Source organism: Acidimicrobiales bacterium, assembly GCA_041394185.1.
Lineage (GTDB): Bacteria > Actinomycetota > Acidimicrobiia > Acidimicrobiales > Poriferisodalaceae > JAAETH01.
Genome location: JAWKIQ010000002.1, coordinates 1,033,960 through 1,060,549 on the forward strand (window position 1 = coordinate 1,033,960; position 26,590 = coordinate 1,060,549).

General features: G+C 64.4%; 23 protein-coding genes and 1 tRNA gene. 16 read left to right on the top strand and 8 right to left on the bottom strand.

Features of this window, described 5'->3' with window-relative positions:
• Window positions 1-545 precede the first annotated feature (545 nt).
• The 3 genes from R2770_12515 to R2770_12525 all read left to right on the top strand — a co-directional run bounded on the left by R2770_12515 (window position 546) and on the right by R2770_12525 (window position 2,695).
• Window positions 546-839, top strand: a complete 294-nt coding sequence (locus R2770_12515; protein MEZ5281282.1) for a hypothetical protein — start codon at window positions 546-548, stop codon at window positions 837-839.
• A gap of 281 nt (window positions 840-1,120) precedes the next feature.
• Window positions 1,121-1,462: a hypothetical protein gene (locus R2770_12520; protein ID MEZ5281283.1), complete on the top strand. Its 342-nt coding sequence runs from the start codon at window positions 1,121-1,123 to the stop codon at window positions 1,460-1,462.
• Between the two features lie 204 nt (window positions 1,463-1,666).
• A complete protein-coding gene (locus tag R2770_12525; protein ID MEZ5281284.1) occupies window positions 1,667-2,695 on the top strand; it encodes a hypothetical protein in 1,029 nt (342 codons plus the stop codon).
• A gap of 39 nt (window positions 2,696-2,734) precedes the next feature.
• Here the strand turns inward: R2770_12525 and R2770_12530 are convergent, their stop codons facing one another.
• Complete coding sequence (locus tag R2770_12530; protein MEZ5281285.1) at window positions 2,735-3,397, bottom strand: GNAT family protein; 663 nt, start codon at window positions 3,395-3,397, stop codon at window positions 2,735-2,737.
• A gap of 246 nt (window positions 3,398-3,643) precedes the next feature.
• Between R2770_12530 and R2770_12535 the strand changes: the two genes are divergently transcribed.
• Complete coding sequence (locus tag R2770_12535; GenBank protein ID MEZ5281286.1) at window positions 3,644-4,225, top strand: hypothetical protein; 582 nt, start codon at window positions 3,644-3,646, stop codon at window positions 4,223-4,225.
• A gap of 164 nt (window positions 4,226-4,389) precedes the next feature.
• Here R2770_12535 and R2770_12540 read toward each other — a convergent pair whose 3' ends face one another.
• On the bottom strand, window positions 4,390-4,782 hold the full coding sequence (locus R2770_12540) for a hypothetical protein (protein ID MEZ5281287.1): 393 nt from the start codon (window positions 4,780-4,782) through the stop codon (window positions 4,390-4,392).
• A 109-nt stretch (window positions 4,783-4,891) separates the two neighbouring features.
• Here R2770_12540 and R2770_12545 point away from each other — a divergent pair, with 109 nt between their 5' ends.
• Together R2770_12545 and R2770_12550 are read left to right on the top strand one after the other, a co-directional pair.
• The gene (locus R2770_12545; GenBank protein MEZ5281288.1) at window positions 4,892-5,548 is read left to right on the top strand and encodes a cyclase family protein; all 657 of its coding nucleotides are present in this window, start codon (window positions 4,892-4,894) and stop codon (window positions 5,546-5,548) included.
• 42 nt (window positions 5,549-5,590) lie between these two features.
• Window positions 5,591-6,895, top strand: coding sequence for an aspartate aminotransferase family protein (locus R2770_12550; protein ID MEZ5281289.1), 1,305 nt, complete (start codon window positions 5,591-5,593; stop codon window positions 6,893-6,895).
• On the opposite strand, the gene R2770_12555 is transcribed toward R2770_12550, so the two are convergent.
• Window positions 6,877-8,547 (bottom strand): hydantoinase B/oxoprolinase family protein, encoded by a 1,671-nt coding sequence (locus tag R2770_12555; protein MEZ5281290.1) that lies wholly within the window; start codon window positions 8,545-8,547, stop codon window positions 6,877-6,879. The two genes, R2770_12550 and R2770_12555, sit on opposite strands and share 19 nt — an antisense overlap.
• Window positions 8,544-10,622, bottom strand: a complete 2,079-nt coding sequence (locus R2770_12560; protein ID MEZ5281291.1) for a hydantoinase/oxoprolinase family protein — start codon at window positions 10,620-10,622, stop codon at window positions 8,544-8,546. The genes R2770_12555 and R2770_12560 overlap by 4 nt, the downstream gene beginning before the upstream one ends.
• 45 nt (window positions 10,623-10,667) lie before the next feature.
• Between R2770_12560 and udp the strand changes: the two genes are divergently transcribed.
• Window positions 10,668-11,426: a uridine phosphorylase gene (gene udp / locus R2770_12565; GenBank protein ID MEZ5281292.1), complete on the top strand. Its 759-nt coding sequence runs from the start codon at window positions 10,668-10,670 to the stop codon at window positions 11,424-11,426.
• A gap of 49 nt (window positions 11,427-11,475) precedes the next feature.
• A tRNA-Ser gene (locus R2770_12570) sits at window positions 11,476-11,563 on the top strand.
• 138 nt (window positions 11,564-11,701) lie between these two features.
• Here R2770_12570 and R2770_12575 read toward each other — a convergent pair.
• Window positions 11,702-12,843 (bottom strand): IS3 family transposase gene (locus R2770_12575; protein ID MEZ5281293.1). Its coding sequence is split into 2 segments (ribosomal slippage): window positions 11,702-12,573 and window positions 12,573-12,843, totalling 1,143 coding nucleotides; the frame shifts between segments, so codons are not numbered across the junction.
• Window positions 12,844-13,024: 181 nt separating this feature from the next.
• Here R2770_12575 and R2770_12580 point away from each other — a divergent pair.
• The 3 genes from R2770_12580 to R2770_12590 all read left to right on the top strand — a co-directional run bounded on the left by R2770_12580 (window position 13,025) and on the right by R2770_12590 (window position 16,433).
• Entirely contained in the window at window positions 13,025-14,854 is a 1,830-nt protein-coding gene (locus R2770_12580; GenBank protein ID MEZ5281294.1) for a hypothetical protein, read from the top strand.
• Between the two features lie 227 nt (window positions 14,855-15,081).
• Window positions 15,082-15,363: a hypothetical protein gene (locus R2770_12585; protein ID MEZ5281295.1), complete on the top strand. Its 282-nt coding sequence runs from the start codon at window positions 15,082-15,084 to the stop codon at window positions 15,361-15,363.
• Between the two features lie 368 nt (window positions 15,364-15,731).
• Window positions 15,732-16,433: a hypothetical protein gene (locus tag R2770_12590; protein MEZ5281296.1), complete on the top strand. Its 702-nt coding sequence runs from the start codon at window positions 15,732-15,734 to the stop codon at window positions 16,431-16,433.
• 214 nt (window positions 16,434-16,647) lie between these two features.
• Here the strand turns inward: R2770_12590 and R2770_12595 are convergent, their stop codons facing one another.
• The 3 genes from R2770_12595 to R2770_12605 are packed head-to-tail and all read right to left on the bottom strand — an operon-like array spanning window position 16,648 to window position 19,829.
• Window positions 16,648-17,100 carry a GNAT family N-acetyltransferase gene (locus R2770_12595; GenBank protein ID MEZ5281297.1) on the bottom strand — a complete coding sequence of 151 codons (453 nt, stop codon included), beginning with the start codon at window positions 17,098-17,100 and terminating at the stop codon, window positions 16,648-16,650.
• Window positions 17,100-17,741: a LysE family translocator gene (locus tag R2770_12600; GenBank protein MEZ5281298.1), complete on the bottom strand. Its 642-nt coding sequence runs from the start codon at window positions 17,739-17,741 to the stop codon at window positions 17,100-17,102. Before R2770_12600 ends, R2770_12595 begins: the two co-directional genes overlap by 1 nt.
• 9 nt (window positions 17,742-17,750) lie before the next feature.
• Complete coding sequence (locus tag R2770_12605) at window positions 17,751-19,829, bottom strand: hypothetical protein (GenBank protein ID MEZ5281299.1); 2,079 nt, start codon at window positions 19,827-19,829, stop codon at window positions 17,751-17,753.
• A 99-nt stretch (window positions 19,830-19,928) separates the two neighbouring features.
• Here R2770_12605 and R2770_12610 point away from each other — a divergent pair, with 99 nt between their 5' ends.
• The 5 genes from R2770_12610 (at window position 19,929) to R2770_12630 (ending at window position 26,586) form a co-directional block, all read left to right on the top strand.
• A complete protein-coding gene (locus R2770_12610) occupies window positions 19,929-20,822 on the top strand; it encodes a GGDEF domain-containing protein (protein MEZ5281300.1) in 894 nt (297 codons plus the stop codon).
• A gap of 39 nt (window positions 20,823-20,861) precedes the next feature.
• A complete protein-coding gene (locus R2770_12615; GenBank protein ID MEZ5281301.1) occupies window positions 20,862-22,721 on the top strand; it encodes an ABC transporter ATP-binding protein in 1,860 nt (619 codons plus the stop codon).
• Between the two features lie 61 nt (window positions 22,722-22,782).
• Window positions 22,783-24,189, top strand: coding sequence for an exodeoxyribonuclease VII large subunit (gene xseA, locus R2770_12620; protein ID MEZ5281302.1), 1,407 nt, complete (start codon window positions 22,783-22,785; stop codon window positions 24,187-24,189).
• Window positions 24,186-24,425, top strand: coding sequence for an exodeoxyribonuclease VII small subunit (xseB, locus tag R2770_12625; GenBank protein ID MEZ5281303.1), 240 nt, complete (start codon window positions 24,186-24,188; stop codon window positions 24,423-24,425). The genes xseA and xseB overlap by 4 nt, the downstream gene beginning before the upstream one ends.
• Before the next feature lie 265 nt (window positions 24,426-24,690).
• Window positions 24,691-26,586: a S9 family peptidase gene (locus tag R2770_12630; GenBank protein MEZ5281304.1), complete on the top strand. Its 1,896-nt coding sequence runs from the start codon at window positions 24,691-24,693 to the stop codon at window positions 26,584-26,586.
• The last annotated feature ends 4 nt before the right edge of the window (window positions 26,587-26,590 follow it).

Below are 26,590 nucleotides of genomic sequence, written 5' to 3' on the forward strand. Positions count from 1 at the left end.
TCGAAGCTAAGCGGAAGTGGGCAGTTGTGCTCCGCGACCCGAAGAAGATCGCCTGCTGCAAGAACGAGCAGCAGGGCCGCGGCAAGAACCAGCAGCCAGCGAATCACTCGTCGCGTCGCTTGGGAGCGGTGCCTGCTCAACTTGGGGAATCTCTGCTCGGCGGCTTTCGGTGCCATGCGCGCCAAGTCGGCCACCTGAGGGCAAGCATGAGGGACGCATCCCGACGCATCTCTCGACGGTCTTCTTCGCCGACCACAAGCCTGGCGACTTCGTCAGCGGCAGTGACCATTGCCTCGTCTTCCATCAGAAGGCTCCAGACTTGATCGGAATTAGATCGAACATCTCGCAACCTACCCCGGGCGACCAACCCCTCTGCGGCCGCCAATATCGGCGTGCTCGACCACGCGAAGGCGGCAACTCAGTTGATTGGCGTCGCTGAACCGGCCACAGTTTCTCAAACACGATGATTGGGGATGCCGGTGGATCGGGACCTGGCTGACACTCTGTGGTTGTGTGATCGAGCAACGCCTGGACCCTGGTTCCAGGTGAACGCCGACGACACGCACTTCATGAACCTGATCGGTGTAGCCACCGAGCGCTCGGTCGATGGCACCAGGGCGTTCAGCGATGGCTACGACAGCGCCAAGATGATTGCTGCGACACTCGTGCAGGAACCCCGGTACGTGTCCTGCGAGGATGACCGGTGGGACGAGAACGCGATGTTCATCGCTGCGGCGAGAGAACTCGTTCCAAAGCTTGTCGAGGAAGTGGCAGCGCTCCGACAGCAACTCCGCGACCTGGAGGGTGACGGTGCAGTGGATGGTGCATCGGGTGAGTAGCCACTAGTGCGGTGCACAAACAGTGTGCACCCCCATCCCCGGACCGCCGATAACACTGGGCTAACACTGCCAAGGGCGAATAGCGGGCATCAGCGGTCGATCGGCGCTATGTTCGAGTTCGACAGAAATAGCTGCTGACCTGGGCAGACGCTGCCAGCGAGCCATCTCGGCGAGAGTGCGGGCACGAACTTGAAAACCGTTGAGCCTCACGGCTCCGGGGGTTCGAATCCCCCTCTCTCCGCCAAGGTGTTTGCCACGTCGAGGGCGCTTGGGGTTCGGGCATGATCATTTGGCAAGGACGGGGCTGGGTCGTCGCAGTGGTCGGATTCAGTTGTCTGGTTCTCGCTGAGTTTGCCAGCGAGGCGCTCACGAACGATTCCGGCTACTACCAGGATCATCGATGGCCGATGGCGGTCGCTTGTGCGGCCGCCGCAGCAATCATCTTCATGGTGCGGCACAAGCTGGAACCGGCCAAGAGTCGACGCGTACGAGATGTCGACACCCTGGAAGAGTTCGCGATTCACCCCTCGGCCAGCTCGTTCTTCTTCATTCCGCTCCGCGTGTGGCCTGCGGTACTACTCGCAGTCTCGGTGGTACTCGCGATCGCGGAACCGTTCAGCTAGTCGACCGGGGCTGTGCCACGACAAGTTGCCGAGCCGTTGAGCCCCTTGGCAGGCAGACACGTTGGCGGACGGATGGATTGCACCCTTTGAGGCCACAACACCACTACCCGTGTCGTTTCTGGTCTTCTCGTGACTGTCCCACCCCCTCTATACGCTTTTGGCGTACGCCAAAAGCGGTCACCAACGACGGGTGGGAGCAGTGAAATGATCGTCGATGTCGAAGAGTTGGCAACACAGACAAGAGCGGCAGATGGGCTGGTCGAACTGGGCCGCCGGATCTCACGCGGCCACTTCGACCTTTGTATGGGCGCCGCCGACTTCGCCGACGGGCCAGTGTGGATCGCCCACGGCGCGCCTTCAGCCGCGCACTGGCTCGCTGACCGCCTCGATGTCGCCGCGGCCACTGTGCGTGAATGGATACGCATCGGCCGCGCTCTACGCGCATTTCATCCGTCCGCGAATGCATTCGCCGAAGGCCGACTCAGCTACGCAAAGATCCAAGTCGTCACGCGCTACCTCACCACCGACAACGAAACCGACCTACTCGCTTTGGCCCAACGGGTCCCCGCCGCAAGCCTCCCCGAAGCGATCGCCGCGTGGACGATGGCCAACGAACCAGGCGAGGTCATCGACGCACGACACCAACGCGACCGCTCAGTTCGAATACGCAACCACGCCGACGGAACCCGCACCACCACAATCCGGACAAACGGCCTCATCGGCGGGGCACTCCAAGCAGCCATCGACGCCGAACTGATGCGAGGCAAGCTACGACGAGAACCCGACGGCAACTGGCCAACCGTCGCACAACAACGCCACGACGCCCTCGCCCGCATCATCAACGGCACAGGCGGCACCACCCAAAACAGCGTCCACTACGAAGTCGTACTCCACGCCCGCAGCGACGGCTGCGCCCTCGACGACGGAACACCAATCACCGAATCAACCATCGCCGCACTGCTCGACAAAGCCTTCATCAGACTCCTCATCCACGACGCACAACGCAACCCCGTCAACGCCTCGACACGCCGCCGCCTCCCCACCAAACGACAGAAACGCGTAGTCAAGGAACGAGACCGCACCTGCATCGACTGCGGCCGCAACGAACTACTCACATACGACCACAACCCAGCCTGGGAACACACACGGCGCACCCACACCGACGAACTAGACCTCCGCTGCATCCCATGCCACCGCAAACGCCACGGGGCCAGCTACCCACATGCGCACTAGTTACCTCGGCTAGGGCGAAGTTGGACGCCCCGACAGCAATCAGCGAGCGACCCCGCCGAGTCCGAACATCTCCCGACACTCATCGAAACCCTCGACTCGGATTGCGAAGTGGGGCCTGTGTTGCTCCCACCGTTGCGGGGTTATCCGATAGCGGATCTGCTCGCTGGGTTCGCCACGTCGCACCTCGAGCGTCCGGCCATTGGGTTCGTAGCCTGTGGCGAGCGACACCCTTTGCGAGGCCACGTTGTCGACGTAGGCCGCGCTGGTCACCTCTTCGGCCTGGAGATGCTCGAAGGCGAAGTGCAGCATGGCGAACCTCATTTCCTTGCCAATTCCGTTGCCCTGGTGAGTGCTGCCCAGCCACGAGCCCGTTTCTGCGCTTCGAAGGGTGGGGAAGCGTTTGGCTTTCAGGTTCTGCATGCCGACCAATTCGCCATCGTGCTCGACCGTCAGAGCAAGATCCCAACTCTCGGGGGAGAAGTCACTTCGGCAGCGCCACCAGTATTGAAGGGCTTCTCGCTCGAACCTCGGAGAAGGCACGTCGGTCCACGGCGTGGTGAATGGCATCGTCGTCGGGTCGTGAATCCCTGCCTTGGCCAACTCCACCAGCTCCACGAGGTCTTCATCACTGGGCACGCGCAGCTCCAGCCGCGGCGTGCGGATCCGCAGACCGAACAAAGGCCAGTGATCGGCGAGAGTCATAGCGCAGAGTCTGGCCCACCCCTGTGGTTCGGACATGAGGATTTCTCGTTGGGCGCAACTGCCGAGCCCTGAGTTGTGCCGGGGGACCACCTGCTTGGATGGGCCCGCTCCCTGTCTGCCACACTCACATGTGTGCGGTGGGCGAGTGATGCTTCGGAAGGGCGCTTCTCAAAACTCGTGTGGGTGGGGGTGTGGTCGGCTCTGGCGCTCGCCGGGTGCGCAACTAGCGGTGACTCGGTCGAGACGATGGCTCAAACATCCTCGTCGACGACGTTGGTCACCACGACATCCGCCGATCCGATGGTGCCTGCGCCGGCGTCGCTTGGCGTCGCCTCAGACGAGCTTGCGGCTTTGTTGGAGGGCGAATACGGTCCCGACGACCCCGCAATAGCGATCTCCGCGGACGGAAACCTCGTATACGCGCTCGCACCTACAGAGTTGGATGGGCGCATCATCGCCGACGCAGAGGCCGCCGACAACGGTCAGTGGTTCGTTTTGGTGAGCCTGACTGTCGAAGGTGCCAAAGCCCTTGACGCGATGGCTGAGACTTACTTCGGGCATCAGATAGCGCTTGTGCTCGACGGCGTGGTTCGTATGGCGCCAACCATTAATGCGACTAGCTTCGGTGGGGAGATGGTGGTCTCGGGCATGACGGGGCCCGACGAAGCAGCCGTCATCGCCGAAATGGTGATGGCCTCACGTGGCGAACCAGCGCGTTTCGAGTTGCGTCCCGTTGTCTTCGAGGTGCCGCTGCAGGTCGCTGATGTAGAAGACCTGATGCGAGCCCTCGAAAACGCGGACGCCCAGCCACGTCGAGTCGACCCGTAGGGCTTCACAGATGGCATCACACATCGACTTGAGCCACGTGAACAGTGACGGCATTGACCACCTATCCAGGTCTGCCGACGCCAGTTCGAGGCGCTCGGCCGCGCTAAGACCCGGCAGGTCTCCGATACGGACGGGAGCGCCGCGACCGAGCGAAATGCGGTGCGCTAGTGCGATCCGTACTTCTCTGCGTGGTGAGCCTCGGCATCGGGAGCGGCCTCGCCCGCTGGCAGTGGTGCTTGAAGGCTCACGTTGCGGCCGTCCGGGTCGCGCACGATGGCTTCGGTGACGTTCCAGTGTTGCGGCGTGAACGGCCGCACGTAGTCGAAACCTGTGCCGATCTGAGCTGAATCGGCCACATCGATTATTGGATGTGTCGCCAATTCGCCCTCGGCCTGCTCCGAGATGAACACGTAGGGACCGCCCGACGGATGGGCCCACTGACCCGAGCCGTGATCGGTTTCGAACACATTCTCGAAGCCGAGTCGGGCCCAGAAGGCCGCGGTCTCGGCATAGCTGCGTGTTTCGAGATAGAACCCAGCGAATCCGTTGGTCGTCATCGTCTTCCCCCTTTGCCGGAGGCTACTAAGCCGAGCCAGAAGACCTGATGCTCGCCCTCGAAAGCGCTGATGCCGCAGCCACGTCGAGTCGACCCGTAGGGTTTCGCAGATGGCATCACACATCGACTTGAGCCACGTGATCAGCGACGGCATGACCACCTACCCGGGACTGCCGACGCCCGAGATCGCAACCCACTTGAGCAGGGAGCAGGCCGAGGAGGCCTACGGCCCGGGTGTGACCTTCCAGATCGGGATGATCCACATCTGCACCAACACCGGCACCTACTTGGACGTGCCGTTTCATCGATTCGCCGACGGTCACGACCTGACGGGACTAGCCCTCGAGCGAGTGGCAGCTGTTCCGGCGGTGTGTTTCAGCCATACGACCGGTCGAGAGATCGATCTCGACCCTTCACAACTCAACGGGCTCGCCGGCCATGCGGTGTTGATCCGCACCGGTCACTCGCGCCACTTCAACACCCCGGCATACGCCGAGACCCATCCGTATCTGACGGCCTCGGCTGCCGAGGCACTGGTCGCCGCCGAAGTCGCTTGTGTGGGCATCGACTCGTTGAATATCGACAGCACCGACGACCGGCGGCGGCCGGTGCACACGACGCTGCTGCGGGCGGGCATACCGATCGTCGAACACCTGACGAATCTGGACGCGCTGCCAACCGCCGGCTTCACGTTCACAGCGGTTCCGCCCAAGATCGAAGGGGCAGGGACCTTCACCGTTAGGGCCTACGCGACCTTCGGGTCGTAGCATCTGCGCGATGAACAACCCGCGTCGCACTCCGGAGTTCTCGTGACCGGACACGTCTTCGAGCGGGCGATCGGTCGCCCCCAGGCGGTGCGAGCCCGCGGGTGTGTGATCACCGACGCCGACGGCAACGAGTACCTCGACGGCGCCGCCGGTGCCATCGCAAACTCGGTCGGCCACGGCCACCCCGCGGTGGTTGCAGCCATGGCCGAACAGGCGGCCAGCGTCGACTATGTACACGCCACACAGTTCGCGGCGCCCAGCCTCGAGCGTTATGCCGATGCCGTGGCCCAGATCGCCCCGGTCGACGGGGTGCGCGTCTTCCCAGTCAGCGGCGGCAGCGAGGCCAACGAGACGGCACTGAAGCTGGCGCGCCAGTACCACCTGGCCCGGGGCGAAGACCGGCACCTGATCGCTGCCCGCGAGGGCGCGTACCACGGCAACACCAGGGGGGTGCTCGATGCCTCCGACAGGCGCGCCCTGGCCAGTGGATACGAACCGTGGATCGGCAAGACCCTGCGCGTGCCTATGGCACACCCGTACCGAGACGACCGCTCCGGCGCCGAGATCGCCGCCGAAACCGAGCGCATCATCGTCGAGGCGGGCGCCCACAACGTGGCCGCGTTCATCGCCGAGCCCGTCAGCGGAGCCACCCTGGCGGCCTCGGTGCCGCCACCCGACTATTGGCCTGCCATCGCCGACATGTGCAGGCGCCACGGCATCTTGCTGGTTCTCGACGAGGTCATGACCGGATTCGGCCGCACCGGTCGGTGGTTCGCCGCCGAACACTGGGGCCTGCGACCAGACATCGTCACCTCGGGCAAAGGCGCCTCCAGCGGCTATTGGCCGCTGGGCCTGTGCCTGGCCTCGGGCGACGTCTACGACGCCGTCGCGGACGCCGGCAACTTCGTGCACGGCTTCACGTGGTCTCATCACCCGATCGGTGCGGCGGTCGCCGGGGCCGTGCTGGACGTGATGAGGTCCGAAGGGCTGGTCGAACAGGTTCCTGCCAAGGGCGACAGGTGCCGTATGCGTTTGAGCGAAGCCCTCGGCGATCATCCCAACGTCGGCGACATACGTGGCATCGGCCTGATGACCGGTGTCGAGTTCGTGGCCGACCGGTCAACGAAGGCACCATTCGACCGGTCGCAGCGCGTCGCCGAGGCGGTGGTGGAAGCCTGCTTCGAGCGGCGGATGACCATCTACCCGTGCACCTCGGCGGTCGATGGTCACACCGGCGACGCGGTGATGTTGGGCCCTCCGCTGTCGGTCACCGACGTCGAGCTCGACGAGATGGTCGACCGCCTGATCGACGCCGTGTCGGCTGTGGGTCAGCTGTCGAGGCCGTAGACGTCTCGAGCCGCCTCGGGCGAGATCACACCGTCGCGCAGGTCGCGTTCGACCAGTTCGCGGTCTCGCCCTTTCGGGTCGCCCCAACCGCCGCCGCCCGGCGAGCGCGACACCATCCGCACAGGCCCGAACTGTTGCAAGCCGTACTTCGGAGCCACGAACGGCTCGCTTTCGAGGTCGTCCAACGGGTACAGCAGGATCTCGCCGCCCGCGCCTTCGCCGCCCCCGTCGACGCCCCAACCGGTGGGCGAACCCACACCCTCACCGCGAAACGACCATCTGGCGGGCGCCAGGACATCGACCTCGTACTCGATGCCCGTGCCGCCGCGAAAGGTGCCAGGACCACCGCCGTCGCAGCGGAACTCTTGGCGTCGGAAGATCACCGGATACTGAGACTCGGCGAACTCGACGTTGGGCAGGTTCAGACCTCCGAGCGCTATCAGGTGGCCGATCTGGTTGAACCCATCACGCGCTGGCGTCGCACCGCCTCCGGCTGCGGCGCTCCAGTGGTACATCACGAACGGTTTCGAACCGTCGTGTCCCGCGGTCACGCCGAAGATGTTCTTGCCCCACCCTGCCAGCGACCTGGACGGGTCGGCCTGAGCCATGCAGCGCCACACCAGGTGCACGATTTCGTGCGCGGGTATCACCGTGTTCATCGTCATCGGGGCAGGGGGCCTGGCGTTGACGATCGAACCCTCGGGGGCGATCATCTCGACGCACCTGAACGTGCCCTCGTTGCGCGGCAGATCGGGGTCGAAGAACGATGCCAGCCCCATCGACACCGCACTCCACGTATTGACCCAGCCGCTGTTCTTGAACCCAGCGATCTGGTCGTCTGTACCGGTGAAGTCGACTGTGACCTGGTCGGCGGCGATGGTCAACGCCATCTCGATCTTCAGATCTGCTGGGCCAAAGCAGTCGTCTTCCCAGTGTTCGGTTGCCGTCCAAGTGCCATCGGGGAGGGCCGAGATCAGCGTCCGGAACACCCTGTCGGCGTGGTCGCACACCGAGTCGAAGGCCGCCAGAGCCACATCGAGACCGAGATCATCAACCAGCTCGACGACCCGTCCGGCGCCGATCCGGGTAGATCCCAGCATCGCCCTGAGGTCTCCGTCGAGCAGCTCGGGCGTGCGTGAGTTCAACAGCAGCAGGCGCCACAGATCGTCGTTGACCTGATCTTGGTGGACCAGGCGCACCACGGGTATGCGGATGCCCTCGTGATAGATCTCGCGGGCTTCGGGGTTGTAGGTGCCCGCCGCGCCGCCGCCGATGTCGCTTTGATGGGCCCGGTTGCAGCAGAACGCGATCAGCTGTCCCTGGGTGAACACCGGCCTGGCCACCACCCAGTCGGGCAGATGGTTGCCGCCGGCCTCGTACGGGTCGTTCAGCAAGAACACGTCGCCGTCGGCGATGGTGTCGCCGAAGTGGTCGATGACGGCACGAACAGCGAACCCACCACCACCGGTGTGGATTGGTATTCCGTCTGCGGTGGACACGAGCACGCCGTGACGATTCGTCGCGAAACACGAAAAGTCGTGGCTCTGGCTGAAGATCGGGCTGCGCGCCGTGCGGGTCATGACCCAACCCATGTGGCGACATAGATGGTCGAGGCGGGCCTGAACCAGCGCGATCTGGACGGGATCGTTCATCGCAGCACTATCTCCAGGTCACTGCCCGCCATGACGTTCAGTCTGTCGCCCTGGCCGACCAGCACCGTGGTGGTCGTCGCCTCGACGATCAGCGGGCCATCGAGAGAAACCCCGGGCACCAGCTCGTGGCCCTCATAGACGGCCAGGTCGGCCCAACCTGTGGAAGCGTCGACCCAGCAACGACGGAACCCGGCCGGCCTGGGGGCCGCCGAGGGTGAGGACGGTTCGGGTTCGCCCACGGGCGCAGCCGTGAACCCGTGAACCACGACCGCTATCGACGTGACCTCGAGCACGCCCTGGGGCTGGATGTGTCCGTAGAGGCGGTCGTACTCGGTCTCGAACGAGCGCCGGATGTCGGCTGTGGAGGAGTCTGCGCCCACAGCGACGCGCAACGACCAGAGCTGGCCCGGATAGCGGAGGTCGACGAACCAGTCGCACGCTCGCTCGACGTCGTGACCCCACTCGGTCGAGGCGAGATCTTCGGCTTGGGCCTGTTGTGCCAACAGGGCGGCTGCAATGCCTTCGGCGCCCAGAGTGTCGAGCGAACCGGTGAGGGTTCGCGAACTGTCGCGGCGCAGGTCGGTGTGCAACATGCCGATGGCGCAGAACACGCCGGCCTCAGCCGGCACGACCACCCGAGCGCAGCCCAACGCCCGGGCCACGGCGACGGCGTGCAGGCCGCCGGCTCCGCCTGCGGCAACCAGTGTCATCGAGCGCGGGTCGCGGCCGCGTTCGATGGTGAGAACTTCGACAGCGTGCTTGATGTGCTGTTCGAGCAGGGTCAGCATGCCCTGGGCGGCCACCTCGGCGCTGGTGCCCAGCGGTTGTGCGACGCCAGCTGTGATGGCCTGGTGGGCAAGGTCTGCATCGAGTTCGATCGAGCCTCCTGCATAGGGGCCGGGGCGCAGCCTGCCGAGCAGCAGGTGGGCGTCGGTTGCCGTGGGTGCGATGCCGCCACGCCCGTAACAGGCGGGTCCGGGGTCGGCACCAGCACCCTGGGGGCCCATGCGCAGCAGACCTGCCGCATCGACGGTTGCGATGGTGCCGCCACCGGCGCCCACGGTGTGAACGTCGACGGCGGGAATGTTGAGGTGATAGCCGCCTATCTGCAGGCCATCGACGACGGGAATCGAACCTTCTACCCGCACCGCCACGTCACACGAAGTGCCGCCTATCTCGATGCTGACGGCCGCGCCCGAACCGATTCCCCTGGCTGCGCGATCGAGGGCTCCGCCCACCGCTGCTGGCCCTGACAGCACCAGATCTACCGGGCGACGGGCCGCGGCCTCCACTGGCACGGTGCCGCCGTTCGACTGGATCAACAGCAGAGGAACGCGCAGCCCCATCGCCGTCAACCGGTCGGCCAGGCGTTGAAGATAGCCACCGACCTTTGGAACCAGGGCCGCGTTCACCACGCTGGTCGAGGTGCGCTCGTATTCGCCCATCAGGGGAACGAGCTCGTGTGATGCGGTGGTGAGAGCTCCCGGCCATCGCGTGCGCGCCATCTCGGCGACAGTGCGCTCGTGGCGGTCGTTGCAGTAGCTGTGCAGGAGGCATATGGCGACAGCCTCGACGTCGCCGCCTTCGAAGCGATCGAGTGCTGCCTCCACCTGGGCGATATCGAGCTGCTCGAGTTCTTCGCCCGCCTTGTCGACGCGACCGCCGACGCCGATCCGCAGGTCGCGAGGCACCAGCACGGCAGGCCATGGTGCCCTGTGATCCCACTGGTCTTCGCGAAGTCCACGCCGGATCTCCAGCGCGTCCCTGAAGCCGGCGGTGGTTATCAGCCCCACCTTGGCCAGGTTGCCCTCGAGAACGGCGTTGGTTGCCACCGTCGAGCCATGAACGAATCGTTTGCAGCCGGCCAGCAGTTCGGTCGCATCGATTCCGAGGCGATCGGCGGCCAGGGTCACGGCGTCCAGCACGCCCCGCGACGGGTCGCTCGGCACAGATGGGCTCTTGGCCACGTGAAGAGCACCGCTGTCGTCCGACACCACGATGTCGGTGAAGGTGCCGCCGACATCGACGGCGATCGAACAAGCCCAGTCGACGCCAAGGCCAGACACATCGCTCACCCGTCCGAGAGTAGTCAGCGGGCCATTGGGACTACCGTTCGGTTCATGGCAGACGTATTCCACCTCGGACTGACCGCATCGATGTTGCAGGGGGCGACGTTGGCGCTCTTGCCAGGCGATCCGGCTCGAGTGCCCGCAATCGCTGCCCACACCGACCGCTACGAGCAACTGGCGTCGGTTCGTGAGTTCAACTCGATGCTCGGATGGCTGGGCGACACGCCGATAGTCATCTGCTCTACCGGTATCGGTGGCCCGTCGACCTCCATCGCTGTGGAAGAGCTGGCTCAGCTCGGCGTGCGGACCTTTCTGAGGGTTGGCACCACCGGTGGCATCCAGCCCAACATCGAGCCCGGCGATGTCATCGTCACGACGGGCGCAGTTCGCCTGGACGGGGCCAGCCAGCACTTCGCCCCCCTCGAGTTCCCGGCGGTGGCCGATTTCGAGTGTGTAACCGCGCTGGTCGCGGCGGCCAGGGCCCGGGGGATCGAGCCCCACGTCGGTGTCACGGCTTCGTCTGACACCTTTTATCCAGGACAGGAGCGGTACGACACGTTCAGTGGCCGGGTCGTTTCCCGATTCAGAGGCAGCCTGGCCGAGTGGCAGTCGATGGGCGTCCTGAACTACGAGATGGAAGCGGCGACCCTGTTCACGATGTGCGCCAGCTCGGGGTTGCGCGCCGCTTGCGTCGCGGGTGTTCTCGTCAACCGAACCCGCGAAGAGACCCCGGACGAACACGCGGCCGCCAACGTCGAGGCGACCACCGTCGGCATCGCTGTCGATGCCGCCAAAAGACTGGTCGGATGAATTTCGAACTTGGTTTCGATCGGCCGAATCTTGTGCCAGGCTGTTAGGCGGAGAGGTGCCAGAGTGGACGAATGGGGCGCCCTGCTAAGGCGTTGTGGTGCAAGCCACCGTGGGTTCGAATCCCATCCTCTCCGCCACGCACTGACCAGGGGTGCTTCGCCCCTGGTCAGTGACCGTTTTGGGACTGCTCGGACGCGTGCGGGTGCTTGTCGCTCTTTCGAACCCGATCCTCGGCCGCGGTGACTGTGAAAGGGACCCGTTTGTTGGTCCAGTCGCTATCGGAGGGTGGTCTGGTGTTGGTTGGTCCACTGTAGGTGGAACTCGTTTGGAGTGTGGTCGCCGTGGGCGGTGTGTGGCCGGTTTGCGTTGTAGTCGTTGCGCCAGTCTTCAATCAGGACACGGGCTTCTAGCAGGCTGTCGAAGTGCCACAGGTTGAGTAGTTCATCACGGAAGCGTCCGTTGAACGACTCGATCCAGGCGTTCTGCCATGGCGATCCGGGGTCGATGAACACGGAGTCTGTTCCGGTGAATCGGCACCAGTCCGCTACCGCGTTGGCGACGAACTCGGGGCCGTGATCGAACCGCACGAACGCCGGCGAGGTACCGCGTTCGACAGCCAGCCGATCGAGGACAGCCACGACGTAGTCCGCATCGATGCTGCGGTCCACGGTGATCGACAAGGCTTCGCGGGTGTACTCGTCGATCACGTTGAGCATCTTGATGGTTCGCTCATCCACGGTGGTGTCGAACTGGAAATCGAGGGCCCACAGAGCGTTCGGAACGATTGGACACATGGCCCCGACATGGGTGCCGATACCGGTCAGACGCTTCTTGCGGCGACGCTGAGGGACCCGCAGGCCCTCGTCTCGCCACAGGCGCCGGACCTTCTTGTCATTGACCCGGTGGCCGTCGCGGCGTAGCTGCTTGGCCGCTCTTCGCCATCCCCAACGGGGCCGACGCTTGGAGAACGCACGAAGCCACTCGCGCAGCTCGGCCTCCTCGTCGCAGGGCACCGGTTTGGCAAGCCGCTGGGTCGAACGAGGCTGGCCGACCACACGACATGCACGGCGTTGGGATACCCCGAACCGGTCCTGACACATCTGAGCTGCGTCACGACGACGGTTCGGGGTCAGAAGTTTCCCGACGCGATCTCCTTGAGCATCGCCTTGTCCAACTCGGCCTCGGCCAGCAGCTTCTTCAACTGAGCGTTCTCAGACTCGAGCTCCTTCAAGCGTTTCGCATCGTCGGCCTTCATCCCGCCGTACTGGGACAGCCAGCGGTGCCACGTCGACTCGGCGATACCGAACTCGCGGCACACGTCCTCGATCGTCATCCCGCCCGACAACAGTTTGTTGCCCTCCGCGAGCTTTCGGATGATCTGCTCAGGCGTATGGCGACGCCGCTTCCTGCTGGTCATGATCTCGGTGTTCCCTTCCACCCCATCATGGGGCAAGAACTCCGATAGCGACCGGATCAACTCACGGGTCTCAGGTCAACTGCTGTTGATTGCTGCTTCGTAGATTGCGCTGGACTTCTGCAACGAAGTGTGTACGGTCCGCCTCACAGATCGTCTACGGAGGGAGTCGACTATGAGGTGGTTGCGTTCTGGTGTGGTGATGGTGGCTTGTCTGGTGGGAGCGGCTGTGTTGGCCGTGCCGTCGACGGCTGCTGAGGTTGCGAGCGACGCACGGCAGCCGGAAGATGTCCCGGAGGACATCTTCATGTCTGAAGATGAGGTGTACGAGGAGCTCGTCGCCGACATCGACTGGGAGGCTTGGTCGCAGCGGCGGGCTGAGCATGATCTGCCTCCGTTGCGGGCTGAGGATCTGAGCTTGAAGGAGAGGGTTGAGGTTCTGGCTCGTGAAGCCAGGTTTGATATGCCGTTGCTGGCCCACGAGGTTGGTGACTATGAGCGGTGGCAGGTGCAGCGGGAGCGGTTGCTTGACGAACACACGAGGTTGGCTGCCGATGACGCCTACCTGGTGGGTCGTATAGATGAGCGCCGGCTTGCTCTTGACGTGTGGATGCGCGAGGGATGGTTCGGAGCGGTTGGCGAAGGAATCTCCGTGCATGAATCGGCGTTTAGTCGCAGTGATTTGGTGCCTCTCGTGGAGGCGATTCAGAAGCTTCCCGCTGAGGCGTTTGGTCGCGGTGTCGAGGTTGACGCGATCCGTGTCGGGGAATACGGCGTCCGCGTGGAGTTGTCATCCCCCGACGGCATGGAGGTTGCGAGCGAGGCTGCGAGTCGAGGCGGCCCGGCCGTTGAAACAGCACGTCGATCACTCACCGATCCAATGGATCGTGTGCCAGTCGAGTTGAGCGCCGTCGAATACCGGGCTGTGGTTGATGCGTACTGCCTGAGCAGAGACCGGTGTCCGAACGTTCAGGGTGGGATGCGTATCTTGAACAATGGATGTTCTTCGGGGTTCGTGCTCCGTAACGGTAACAATCGTGCGATCTCGACAGCGGGACACTGTTCGGGAACGTTCATCCGGCTCGGACTGATCGGTCCCGACACCATCACGTCCGGCAACCAAGCCGTCGCTCCGAACTTCACCTCTGCACGCGCGAAACGAAACGACGGGTTCCACGACATTTGGGCCACGGAGAACGCTGACAGTGACTCGCTCGTCCCGACCTACTTTCGCGATCAGAACTACGGCAACCGCCCCGTCACCGGCTTTCGGGTGAGCCCGCCTCAGGGTCTTGAAGTGTGCGTGTCCGCGCGCCTCCGGCTGGAACGGCGTTGCGGGATCATCACTGATGCTGCGTTCACCAACAACAACACGTTCGGGTGGCTGGAGATTGACTTCGCCCACAACGGCAACCAAGTTGGTGTGGCACCAGGCGACTCGGGTGGCTCGGTGACCGAGCGGAACGACTCCAGCCGGGCCGTAGCGACCGTGGCGAACATAAGTGTCGGTTCACCGTTGGCTAGCTTCGGCGAACGATGGGGGTTCTTCCCTCGGGTTGATCGGATCCCGCTGTACTACGGCGGCTGGGCGGTTCGTACAGGCAACTTCACCATAACGTTGCGGGAGAGTTTCATCGCCGGCCTTTACCAGACAGCACTCCAGCGGCGACCGAACGTCGGCGAGATTAACGGATGGGTCAGCCAGTACTCGTCAGGCTCGTGCACTTCGAACGCCAAGTTCCAGATCGAGTTCTTCATGAAGTCGGATGAGCTGCGCGACGACATTCCCCTGACAACCCTTACCGCGGCGCAACGCCGAGTGCGACGGCTGTACTGGTCAGCATTCGGGCGTGCTGCCGATCCGGACGGGCTGTCCTACTGGTCGAACCGGGTTCACAACGCCTCCGATCGAGAAGCCGAGTGGACGTGGGTCGTCGACTACTTCAAGAACGTGTCCGAGACCAACGTGCGCATCATCTCCCGCCAGAACCAAGAATGGGGCCCCTGTTCATGAACCGAGGCCTGGCGCTGGCAGTAGCCCTGTTGCTGGCGGCTTGCACCTCAAACTCGGCACAACCCGAGGTCGATCCGCCGGCGCCGTCGTTATCAACCTCGAGGGTCGCGGACGCAGCATCAGTGTGGGGCCACCGATACGTAGTCGAGCAGGTCATCATCAACGGCGCGCCGTGGTCACCGGCCGGCGGACGCGAGCTCCGAGTCGAAATGCAGAGTGGCCTTTCGATGCGCTGGGGCGTCGGATGCAACGAGGCTCATAGTGTTCGCGCCAACGAAGATCCGTCGATCATCGACCAACGTGGAAGTACCGAGGCTGAGGACTGCGGGGAGGTGGTGAACAACGAGGAGGACGTCGTGAACACGTTCATGACCGAACGCCTCACCGTGACGACAACCGAAGGCTCCGTTCGCCTCGAATCCACCGAGACAGACTCAAGCATGACCCTCATCCGGTCCGACTGGGAAACGCTCCACCAAGACGCCGCCCAACCAGAACCTTCCAGCTGAACCCATCGCCGCCCTACGGCCATCCGCGTATTCGGAATCAGCCCACGCAGCGGTCACGCGATGTTCGAAAGACATCTCATGACTTCCGCCACGTCCTGACCAGGGGTCTTCACCCCTGGTCAGTTGACGTTTTGGGGTGCTGGATACGAGGTGGGGCGGTTGTTGCTCTTTCGAACTCGGGTCTTGGGGTGCCTTGACTTTGCCGTCCCGGGGGGTGTAGCCGCCTACAGCCGCCAGAACTCCGAGGAACAGATACGACGTGCCGGCCACGACGTCCTTGCGCCGTTCGGCGCGTTCGGCGCGGCCGGCGACCGGCCCGTTGACCGCGTCGGCGCTACCGTCCTGCCATGAAACACGCACGGTGGACAGTGCTCGCAGCGATCAGCATGGTCTGTGTCGCGTGCACCTCAGATCAAACTGACCAGGCAACCGTCACAACCACCCAACCAGATGCTTCCGAGACCCGACTCGCTTCGGGCGCCACCATCTCAAACGGCCAGCCAATCCAGATCGAAATCGGCACCCTCTGTCGCGACCGCAACGGCGGCGGAGTCCGAGCCCGAGTGTCGCTACGAGAGCCTGCCGACGGCATGTACTTTGCCATTTCCCACTCCTACCCCAACGACATGGCCGGACGCACGATCCGTCTGTGGATACCCGACTCAGCACCTGCGGGCAACTACAAGCTCGACGTCAACTGCGGGCACAGCGACGTCCTCGAATCAATGCTCTCCACCACCCTCACCAAGACAGACCTGCCAGTCCCGACCCCTCCAGGCCCTGACATGGTCGCCGTTGAAGGACGAACCCTTACCGCGGTCGGAACCGGCGAGCTGTTCGATGGATCCTCCTATGTGATCCAAGCCTGGCTCGAACTAGCTGACGACGAAGGCAATGTGAGCGCCCGCGCGACGCTCGGTCCGCGATCGGATCCCCGACTGGAACTTCGAATCGAAGTCCCTGACTACATCGACGGCGGCTCATACCAAGCCGGACTCGCCACTGTCCCTATTGTCAGTGAATTCCAAACGTTTCCGGTCGAGCTCGCCACGCCGACCACCACGGAGTGATGCCCAGAGCTGCCGAAGCCCCATCGTCCGGTCGGACCAGCTCAGGTTCGAAGGCCATCGCATCACTTCCGCCATGTGATGTCTCCGGGACATCGGAACCCTCCGGACGATGTCGTGATCAGTGCTCGGGACATCATCAGCGGCCCTCCCGAGCGGGTCGTTCTAGTAGCACATGAGCTTTCCGATCGCTGAGGCGCTGCGGCCTGCCGAGACGTCAGGCGATGGGGCGTTCGAACCAGGTGTCTTCGCCGAATGGGCTGTCGGCGGTGTGGGTGATGTGGAACCCGCAGGACAGGTAGAACGCCACCACGTCGGTCCACGCTGAAGTCGTCTCCAGGATCACCCTTGCGACGCCCCAGCCGTTGGATGTCGCGACCAGTTCTTCGACGAGCGCTCGACCCAGTCCGGTGCGCCGGGCGTGGGTGGCCACCGACATTCGCACGATCTCGGCCGCCGTGTCGTCGCGGGGGATCACAGTACCCGTCGCAATGATGCGCCCGTCGTCTGACCTAGCGACGACAGTGCGCCCGTTCGAGTACGACGCCAGCATGTCGTCGAGGTCTGGATTCAGTGCTGGGTCGACCTCGCCCCAATGGTCGGCCAGGCCGGCCAAGATGAGCTCCCGAACCTCTTCGACGTCGTCTCGGGTGAGGTCTTCGAAGCGCATCACGAAGTGGCGGTGCGTGCGCCGCCTACAGCCGCCAGAACTCCGAGGAACAGGTACGACGTGCCGGCCAGGACGTCCTTGCGCCGTTCGGCGCGAGGAGACGTCGAGATACGCCCGCTGATCCAACCCGCCGCCAGCGCGTAGGCCCCGTCGGTGATGACGCCGAGCACGATGAAGGTCGCACCGAGCATCAGCAGCTGCACCGTTGTGTGGCCGGCTTCGACATCGACGAACTGGGGAACGAAAGCCAGGAAGAAGATGGCCGTCTTGGGGTTCAGCACGTTGACCACGACGGCGTCGGTGAACACCCTGCGCATGTTCCACGGTGTTGCGACGGTGACGTGTTCTGAGCCAGGGCGCTTGCGAAGCGACTTGATGCCGAGCCAGATCAGATAGGCGCCGCCGGCGAGTTCGATGGCTGCGAAGGCCTTGGCCGAAGCCACGATCAGCGCCGACAACCCCACGGCGGCCGCAGTGATATGCACCAGGGTGCCGACGTGTATGCCTGCGACCGACACCAACGCCGCCTTGCGGCCCTGGGTGGCGCCGCGGGCGACGACGTACAGCACTGCAGGACCGGGCAGCAGCAACAACAGCAGGGCTGCACCCGAGAACAGAAACAGGGTTTGTGGCGTCGGCACCGCCGAACCCTAGACCCCCGTCAGCTCCAGATCTGGCAGCTTTTCGTCGAGCTCGCGACGCCAGGCGTCGAAGCGCTTGCGGCGGCGACGCTTGAGCACGCTGCGAACGATGAAGATGATGACCAGCAGCAGGATTGCGCCAGCGATCGCGGCCGCGACCTTGACCCGGAAGGCCCCGACCTCGTCGGCGTCGTCCAGCAGGGAGCGCAGCTGAGCGGCCTCGGCGTCGACCAGGTCGAGGTCGCCTGCCTCGTACGCGTCGCGCACCTCCAGCAACTCGGCGTCGGGGTCTTGTCCCCACAGGCCGATCTGCTCGACCAGCGAAGGCTCGATGGCGTGCCGTTCGGTGATCGACTCGACCACCCCAATCGCCTCGAGCCACTGGGCCAGCTTCTTCTCCGATGCCGAATAGTTGTGGAATGCCCGCTCGTACAGGCCCTCGGCGACCGCAGGGTCTTCGAACCCAGCAGCGATCGACCGGTCGGCCAGCTCGTCGCGGCTGGCAAGGACCGCCAGTCCTTCCTCGACCAGTCGCTCGACGTCGTCGAACTCCCAGGTCTCGAGCCGGTTGCGCAGGCCGTTGGGAACGAACCAGTCGCCGCCGGCCTCGGCCAGCCGTTCGACCTCGTCCTGGGCTTCGTTGCGCTGGGCGAGTAGGTCTTCCTCGGCCTTCAGCAATACCCAGTCGGAAAGGACGGTCTGGAAGCCCTCTGCGCCCGCGATGTTCTCGGCCACGTCGAGCAGTCGCTTCCAGTCGACGTCGACCAGCGAGCGTCCGTCGCCGTCTTCGTCGGGATAGGCCGCCGTGCCCTCGAACAGTGCCACCGCGATGTCGTCCATGGCTTCGGCGCCGACGTCTTCGCTCAGCTGAAACATGACCCATGCCGAGACCGTGTATCCCCACTCCTCGGCGTCCTCGCCGCGGGTCAGAGTCGACCAGGTGTTCAGATAGCGGTTCTTGTAGCCATCCTTGGGCCTGTCCGGTTCCGGGGCATCCTCGTCGAGCTCGAGGGCAGCCAGCCTGGCGAACTCGTCGGCCATCGCTTCGGTTATCCAGCGATCCTCGGTGAGCTTGTCGTTGAACCAAGCGTGCGACAGCTCGTGCAAGAAGATGGGCGTGTCGAGGCTCTCGTCGATGATGATCTGCCCCTCTTCGGAGTCGTACCAGCCGGCATAGCCGTGAAAGTTCGGCTCGGAAGATTGCAGGATCTCGAACTGTTCGTCCTCGGGCCAGGGCAGCCCTACCAGCTTCTCGAGAACCGGTATGCCCTCGGTGACGTTGCGCTCTGCAAACTGCTGCCACTCGTCGTCGCCTGGCCACGACCGGATGGTGACCTGCGAGTCGGCCACGTCGAGTGGGGTCGCGACGAGGGCTTCGTTGTTGCGGGCGATGACGGTCACGAAGAAGTCGTCTGGGTCTTCGATGTCCTCTGCGACATATCGACGGCCGCCGTCCTCGGTGGTGTTCATCGGCATGTAGTTGCCGACAGTCTCGATCTCGTACCCGGCCGGCAGTTCGATGGTGACGTCGAGTCGTCCAGGGTCGGCCAGCCCCCAGGCTCCGAAGAGGGCGTAGGCCGGATTCAGCCGATCGATGAACTCGGCGCGGGGTTCGGAGCCCTCGATTCGGTAGGTGGCGACGATCTTCGTGGTCCGGCCATAGTTCAGGTTGCGGCGGAACCTGACGCTGGCATAGGTGAACTCGCCTCCGTCGTCGAACTCGTCGCCGTCTTCGGGTTCGAACTCTTCGGTGATTACCTCGAAGCTGAGGTCGTTGGTGCCGTCGGTGACGGCCACGTCGACGGCGTTGTCGGGCAGCGGAACGGCAAAGCCATCGAAGTAGTACGAGTAAATCGTGTTGCCCGAACGGCTGTTGGGTTTGACGTTCTTCAGGTCGAACGTGGCCTCGACCGTGAGGTTCGCCTCGGTGTCGAGGCGGTACACGTAGCTGGCGTCTACCTGCAATCCGTTGGCGGCCGCAACGTCTTGGGTAGACGACCTCACTGTGGCCGCGAAGACCGAGAACACCGCAGCAAGCAGTGCTACACGAATCGAGATCTTGGCCACAGAGCCTTGTGCGAGTCCCACCGAATTCACTCCGATCGCATTGTGTCGGGAGGAGATTCACCCTTACCCGGCGCGATGTGTTGCTTCATAGTTCCGTCGGCAGTGCCGATCAGATTCTTAATGCGCCAGAACCGGCCCCGAGATGCCCAGGCTCGACGATTCGACGAGGCTTGTGGCCAACTGCTTCGGCAGTTGCGCGTCGCCACCGACGTGCAGACGGTAGCCGCGGTCAGGCTGGTCGACGAGGGAGCCGAGGTCGAGTTCGTAGAAGACTTCGGCTTTCGGCTGCGGCCCGGCGAGGTCATAGAAGAGCCGTCTCGCTGGCTCTTGTCCGACATTCGCAACAGCCCAGAGCGTCTGACAACCCTGTCTGGAAGGTCGCTCGCGGTTTCGTGTGCGGTTGTGGTCGCGTTGCCAATGGTCGAGGGTCAACAGAGGGCTTTGGTGGTTCTGGACCCGGTGCCGCGTCGCGATCTGCCCATGATCCAGGAACTGGCGACGGGCCACGCGGACATGCTGGCCACGACTCTGGCATTCGAAGCCCAGATGCGCGAGGTCGAGCGCCTGGCGCTGACCGATGACCTGACGGGCCTGGGCAACCGGCGCTACTGGTCCGAGATGTTGGGCCGTGAAGAGTCGCGGTGTGCCAGGCACGGTCTGGAGGCCGCGGTCGCCGTTGTCGACATCAACGACCTGAAGGACATCAACGACGCTCACGGCCATCACGCCGGCGACGAGTATCTGGTGCGCGCTGCGGCCGTGCTGCGTTCGTCGCTTCGCAAGTCGGACTTCGTCGCGCGGCTGGGCGGTGATGAGTTCGGCGTGCTGATGACCCACACCGAGGGCATTTCGGCCCAGAGGGTCACCGAGATTCTCGGCAAGCGCTTGGAACACGCCGAAGTTGATGCGGCAGTGGGTGTCGCGATCAGATCCGAGCACTCGACCCTGGACGATGCCTGGCGAGCGGCCGACGAGACCATGTACGAGGCCAAGCGAGCAGGTCAGGAGCCCTGAGGGTGAGGGGCGCAGCTATCAGTCCCTAGCCTTCGTGGCATGCGAATGGGACCACACCACGCGATGGGTCACGACCCGGCCGGCGTCCAGGGACACCGCTTCAATCGGTCGCTGGCCAGTCGATCATGGGTGTTTGCTCGCCCGTACCGGGCCAAGATCATCGGCTTCGTAATCGTGATAGTCGCGGCAGCCCTGCTTCAGCTGGTGCCGCCCATCCTGTTCGGCCGAATCATCGACGAGGGCGTTGGCAACCGTGATCGGGGCCTGGTGACGACCCTTTCGATCATCGTGGTCGTGGCAGCGATCGCCGACGCGGCGCTGAGCCTGGTCGAGCGGTGGCTGTCGGCACGGGTGGGCGAGGGCCTGATCCACGACCTGCGGGTCGCCCTGTTCGATCACGTCCAGCGAATGCCGATCAGCTTCTTTACCCACACCCAGACCGGCTCGCTGGTATCGCGGCTAAACAACGACGTCGTAGGCGCTCAGCGGGCTGTCACAGGCACCCTGGGACAGGTCGTGTCGAACGTGGTCACGGTGACTTCGACGGTCATAACGATGGCGCTCATCGAGTGGCGCCTGACCCTGTTGTCGTTGGTGCTGCTGCCGCTGTTCATCGCCCCCGCCAAGCGGGTGGGCCGCGTTCAACAGCGCTTGACCCGGGCACAGATGGACGAGAACGCGGCCATGAACACGATCATGACCGAACGGTTCGGCGTGTCCGGCGCCCAGCTCGTGAAGCTGTTCGGCGACCCCGATGCCGAGGTTCAGGGGTTCTCCACCCGTGCGGCCAAGGTTCGCGACCTGGGCGTCACATCGGCCATGTACGGCCGTACTTTCATTCTGGCGCTGGGGCTTGTCAGCTCGATTGCGACGGCGCTGGTTTACGGGATTGGCGGGCAGCTGGTGATTTCGGGTTCGCTCGAGCCGGGCACCCTGGTCACCTTCGCCCTCTTGGTCGGTCGCATCTATCGCCCACTGACCGCCCTCACCAGCGCTCGGGTCGACATCATGACGGCGTTTGTTTCGTTCGAGCGGGTGTTCGAGGTGCTCGATATGCCCCGGCTCATCGATGATCGCCCCGGAGCCATCGACCTGGTGAGCCCAAAGGGCGCAGTTTCGTTCTCGGCGGTTGGTTTCGCCTACGAGTCGGCCGGATCGGCCCCCAACTCGCTGATGCAGGCGGCGAGACCCGGCGCCGCTGGTGCCCAGGTGCTTCACGACATCGACCTCGATGTCGCCCCGGGCTCGATGGTGGCCCTGGTGGGGCCGTCGGGCGCAGGCAAGACCACCCTGGCATCGCTGGTGCCGCGCCTGTACGACGTCACCGAGGGTTCGGTGTCGATCGATGGCGTCGACGTTCGCGATCTGACCCAGGCCAGCCTTCGCTCGGCTGTGGGTGTGGTGACCCAAGACCCACATCTGTTCCACGAATCGGTTGCCCAGAACCTGCGCTATGCGAGGCCAGGTGCCACCGACGCCGAGATCGAATCGGCGTGCAGGGCGGCCCAGATCCATCAGGTGATAGCCGCCCTGCCCGATGGCTACGACACCGTCGTCGGCGAGCGGGGCTACCGCTTGTCGGGTGGCGAGAAGCAGCGACTGGCCATCGCCAGGACACTTCTGAAGGACCCGGCCATCGTGATCCTCGACGAGGCCACCAGCCATCTCGACGCCGAGAACGAGCAGCTGATTCAGACGGCCTTGGAAACCGCCCTGGCCGGACGCACCTCGCTGATCATCGCCCACCGCCTGTCGACCGTCAGGACCGCAGACCAGATCGTGGTGGTCGACGGTGGGCGCATCGTCGAACGTGGCTCGCACGAAGAACTGATGCAGCGAGGCGGGCTCTATCAGGACCTCTACCGCACGCTCGAGCGCTCCGAGCCGAAACCGGTGTGATTCCCGTCGGCGTCTCACCCAGCGTGCAGACTGTCCAGATGTTCGTGTCGAGGACCACCGCGTGACGGTCAGAACTTGGACGGTCGATCAGGTCTGCTCTGGGGTGGGCGCAGCCCTCGAGGCCTGCTTCCCAGACGAGTTATGGATTCGCGGTGAGATCCAGGGCCTGCGCCGATCGCCCGCGGGCCACATGTACTTCGACCTGATCGAGCCGGGCGCCAGGGGCACGGGAACCGACGCAAAGCTCGGCATCGTCGCCTTCCGCGGACCTCTGCGCGGCATCGAGGCCGTGCTGAAACGTGTAGGCGACCTGCGCCTTGTCGATGGTCTCGAGGTTCGTGTTCGGGGCCGCCTCGACTATTACCCGCCACAGGGTCGGGTGCAGTTCCTGATGAACGCCATCGACCCCAGGCACACGTTGGGTCAGCTCGCCGCCGACCGCGATGCGGTGCTGCGAGAGCTCGCTGCCGAAGGGCTGCTCGAGGCCAACAAGGCCAGGCCCTTCCCGCTGGTGCCGCTGCGAATCGGGCTGGTGACCAGCCAAGACAGCGCAGCTCACCACGACTTCGTGCACGAGCTCGAGGCCAGCGGATTTCGCTTCTCGGTGCTGCTGGCCCACACCAGGGTGCAGGGAGCCGACGCCCACGTCGCCATCGCGCAAGCGGTCGAGTACGTGGCCCAGATGGACGTCGACGTTGTTGCGGTGGTGCGTGGTGGCGGAGCCAAGGGAGACCTCATCGCGTTCGACCACGGCGACGTGGCCAGATCCATCGCCGGCTGCCCGGTGCCCGTGCTGGTGGGGGTAGGTCACGAGATCGATCGTTCGATCGCCGACGAGGTCGCTCACAGTTCGCTGAAGACCCCCACCGCGTGTGCCGGCGCTCTTGTCGGCCACGTACGGGCCTTCCTCGACCGAATCGACAACGCGGGTGTGCGCCTGCGCCAAGCGCTCGACGAACGCCTGGGCCGCGAACAAGAGCGACTCGAAGCCGACACCAGGCGGCTTGGACGTGTCGCGGGTTCCACGGTGCTCAGAGCCGGAACCGACCTCGACTCGCAGATTCGTCGGCTCGAGCGCAGCAGCGCCCGCGTGCTCGATGCGGTTGCCATTGCAACAGCTCGCACCGCCGGAACGGTCAAGGTGTTGGCTCAGGGCCGTCTCGACAGAGCCACCGTCGACGTCCAACGCAGCGCCGGCCAGCTCGCAGCCGCATCTCGGCGCCAGCTCGAATCCGCGTCGACCAATCTGAATCACGCCGCCAGCCTGGTGCGCGCGGTGCACCCAGATCGAACCCTGGCTCTGGGGTACGCAATCGTGCGCGATCAGCAGGGCCGGGTAATCAAGTCGATAGATCAGGCCGAGACAGGTTCGGCTGTGACCGTCGAGCTGTTCGATGGCCACCTGACCGCCCAGACGGTCAGCACCGCGCCCAGGAACAAGCACACCGCACAACCGGAGGACCAATGACCGACATCGACGCCGCCGACGGCCCCGACGACCAGGCGGTCAGCTACGCACAAGCGGTCGCCGAGCTCGAGGCGATCATCTCAGCGCTGGAGGGCGATCAGCTCGATATCGATGGGCTGTCGGACAAGGTGGCCCGTGCCGCGACCCTCATCGATGTGTGCAGGAATCGCATCGAGCGGGCACGGGTGGAGGTCGACAAGGTGGTGTCGGACCTGGCGGCCCGCACCGACCAGTGAGGCCTCTGATTGCCTCGAACTCGGCCGAAAAAGGCGGTGGGCGGAGGGAGTCGGTGGGTCCTCCCTCCGCCCACCTGCGGGCGCTCTCGGACCGGTGGGAAATCCGGAGCGCACACCTGTGTCGGCACGAAACCTGACGGCTTCGTTATGCGTACGGGTCGCAGCATACGGAGTCTTCAACAGAGCGTCAACCTGTCGAACGAGAAAATCCTTTGCACGCGCGTCATAGTTGAATGAGTATTCAAAATTGCCGGAAAGAGGTCCCATGAAGACCATCGAACCTCACGGAAGTTGGCCCTCCAACCTCACCCCTCGGCTGGTAGCGGCAGCAGGAACAAGGCTGGGAGGAGCTCGTCTGGACCAGTCGGGGCGGGTGTTGTGGTGGGAAGGTCGCCCAGCGGAGGCCGGCCGAGGAGTCGTGGTTGCCCGCACACCTGACGGTGCTACCACCGAGGTGACGCCCCCTGGGTCGAACGTCAGGTCGCGGGTGCACGAGTACGACGGGGGGTCGTGGACCGTCCTGGCCGACTCGTCGGTGGCCTATGTGAACAACGCCGATCAGAACATCTACCTCGCGGGCCTCGACGGCACGGTTGTTCAGCTCACCGAGGGCGACGACACGGTCCGCTATGGCGATCTGACGCCTGCGCCCACGGGCCTGTTGGCCGTTCGTGAGACGCACGGCGCAGGCGGGACCGAGCCGGTCAACGATCTGGTGGTTATCGACACCGCTTCCGGTGAAGTCACCTCGCTGGCATCGGGCAGAGACTTCTACTCGAGCCCCCGCCCCAGCCCCGATGGTCTACGTATCGCGTACATCTGTTGGGACCATCCGAACATGCCCTGGGACGAGACAGAGCTTCGGGTCATGGACCTGTCGGGCGAAGGCCTGGTCGACACAGTGATGCTGACCGGGTGGTCAACCCAGCAGCCGATCTGGATAGGCGGCGAGCTACACGCCATCACCGACCCGACCGGCTACTGGCTGCCGCACCGTATCGACGCCCCCAACAGCTACTCGGCCCTGGTCGACGTCGAGTGCGACCTCGGGGTCCCGCCGTGGGTGTTCGGTATGTGCACCATCTGCACAGACGGCGACCAGCTGTTCGTCATCGCCCAGATCGAAGGCACAGAGCGCCTTGCCCGCATCGTCGACGGCCACCTCGAGCTTGTCGATTGTGATCGGCTTGCGTTCGATTCGATGGCTCCAGCCGGAGCCGGTCGGGTAGTCGTGTGTGCGTCCTCGGCGTTGCGGCCCAGCGAGGTCCTCGTGATCGATGCCGCGGGGGCAACGCAGACCGTCGTGCGGGTCGACCCCGTGTTGGGCCCGGGCGACGTATCGCCCGCGCGCCACATCACCTTTACCAGCGGCACCCGCACGGCTCACGGACTGTTCTACGAGCCTCGCTCGACGGTTGCCTCGGCACCCGAGGGCGAGCTCGCGCCGCTGGTGGTGCTCAGCCACGGCGGACCCACCAGCGCAGCTCGAGCAGGGCTGAATCTGGCCATACAGTTCTGGACCCAGCGCGGGTTTGCCGTCGTCGACGTCAACTATGGCGGCTCGACCGGTTACGGCACCGAGTTCAGGCGGGCTCTCGACGGTCAATGGGGCGTGGTCGATGTCGAAGACTGCATCGCCGCGGCGCGCCACCTGGCCGACCACGGCTTGGTCGATCCAGCGCGGTGGGTCATCAAGGGCGGCAGCGCCGGCGGCTACACCACACTTTGTGCACTCACGTTCCACGACGCATTCGCCGCGGGCATCAGCCGCTATGGCATCGGCGACCTGGAGGCGCTGGCCCACGACACCCACAAGTTCGAGGCCCGGTACATCGATGGGTTGGTGGGGCCCTATCCCGAGCGTGCCGACCTGTACCGCCAGCGTTCGCCCATTCACCACACCCATCTGCTGACTACCCCGATGCTGATCCTTCAGGGCGACGAAGACCCGGTGGTGCCGCCGAATCAGGCCCGAGCCATGGCGGACGCTCTGGCCGAGCGTTCGATTCCCCATGCACTGCTGATGTTCGAGGGCGAGTCGCACGGGTTCCGCCGTGCCGAGACCATCATCAGGGCCGTCGAGGCCGAGTATGTGTTCGCCTGCCAGATCTTCGGTATCGAACCATCTGGCGACTTCGCCCCCGTAGACCTGGTCAGCTAGGCCC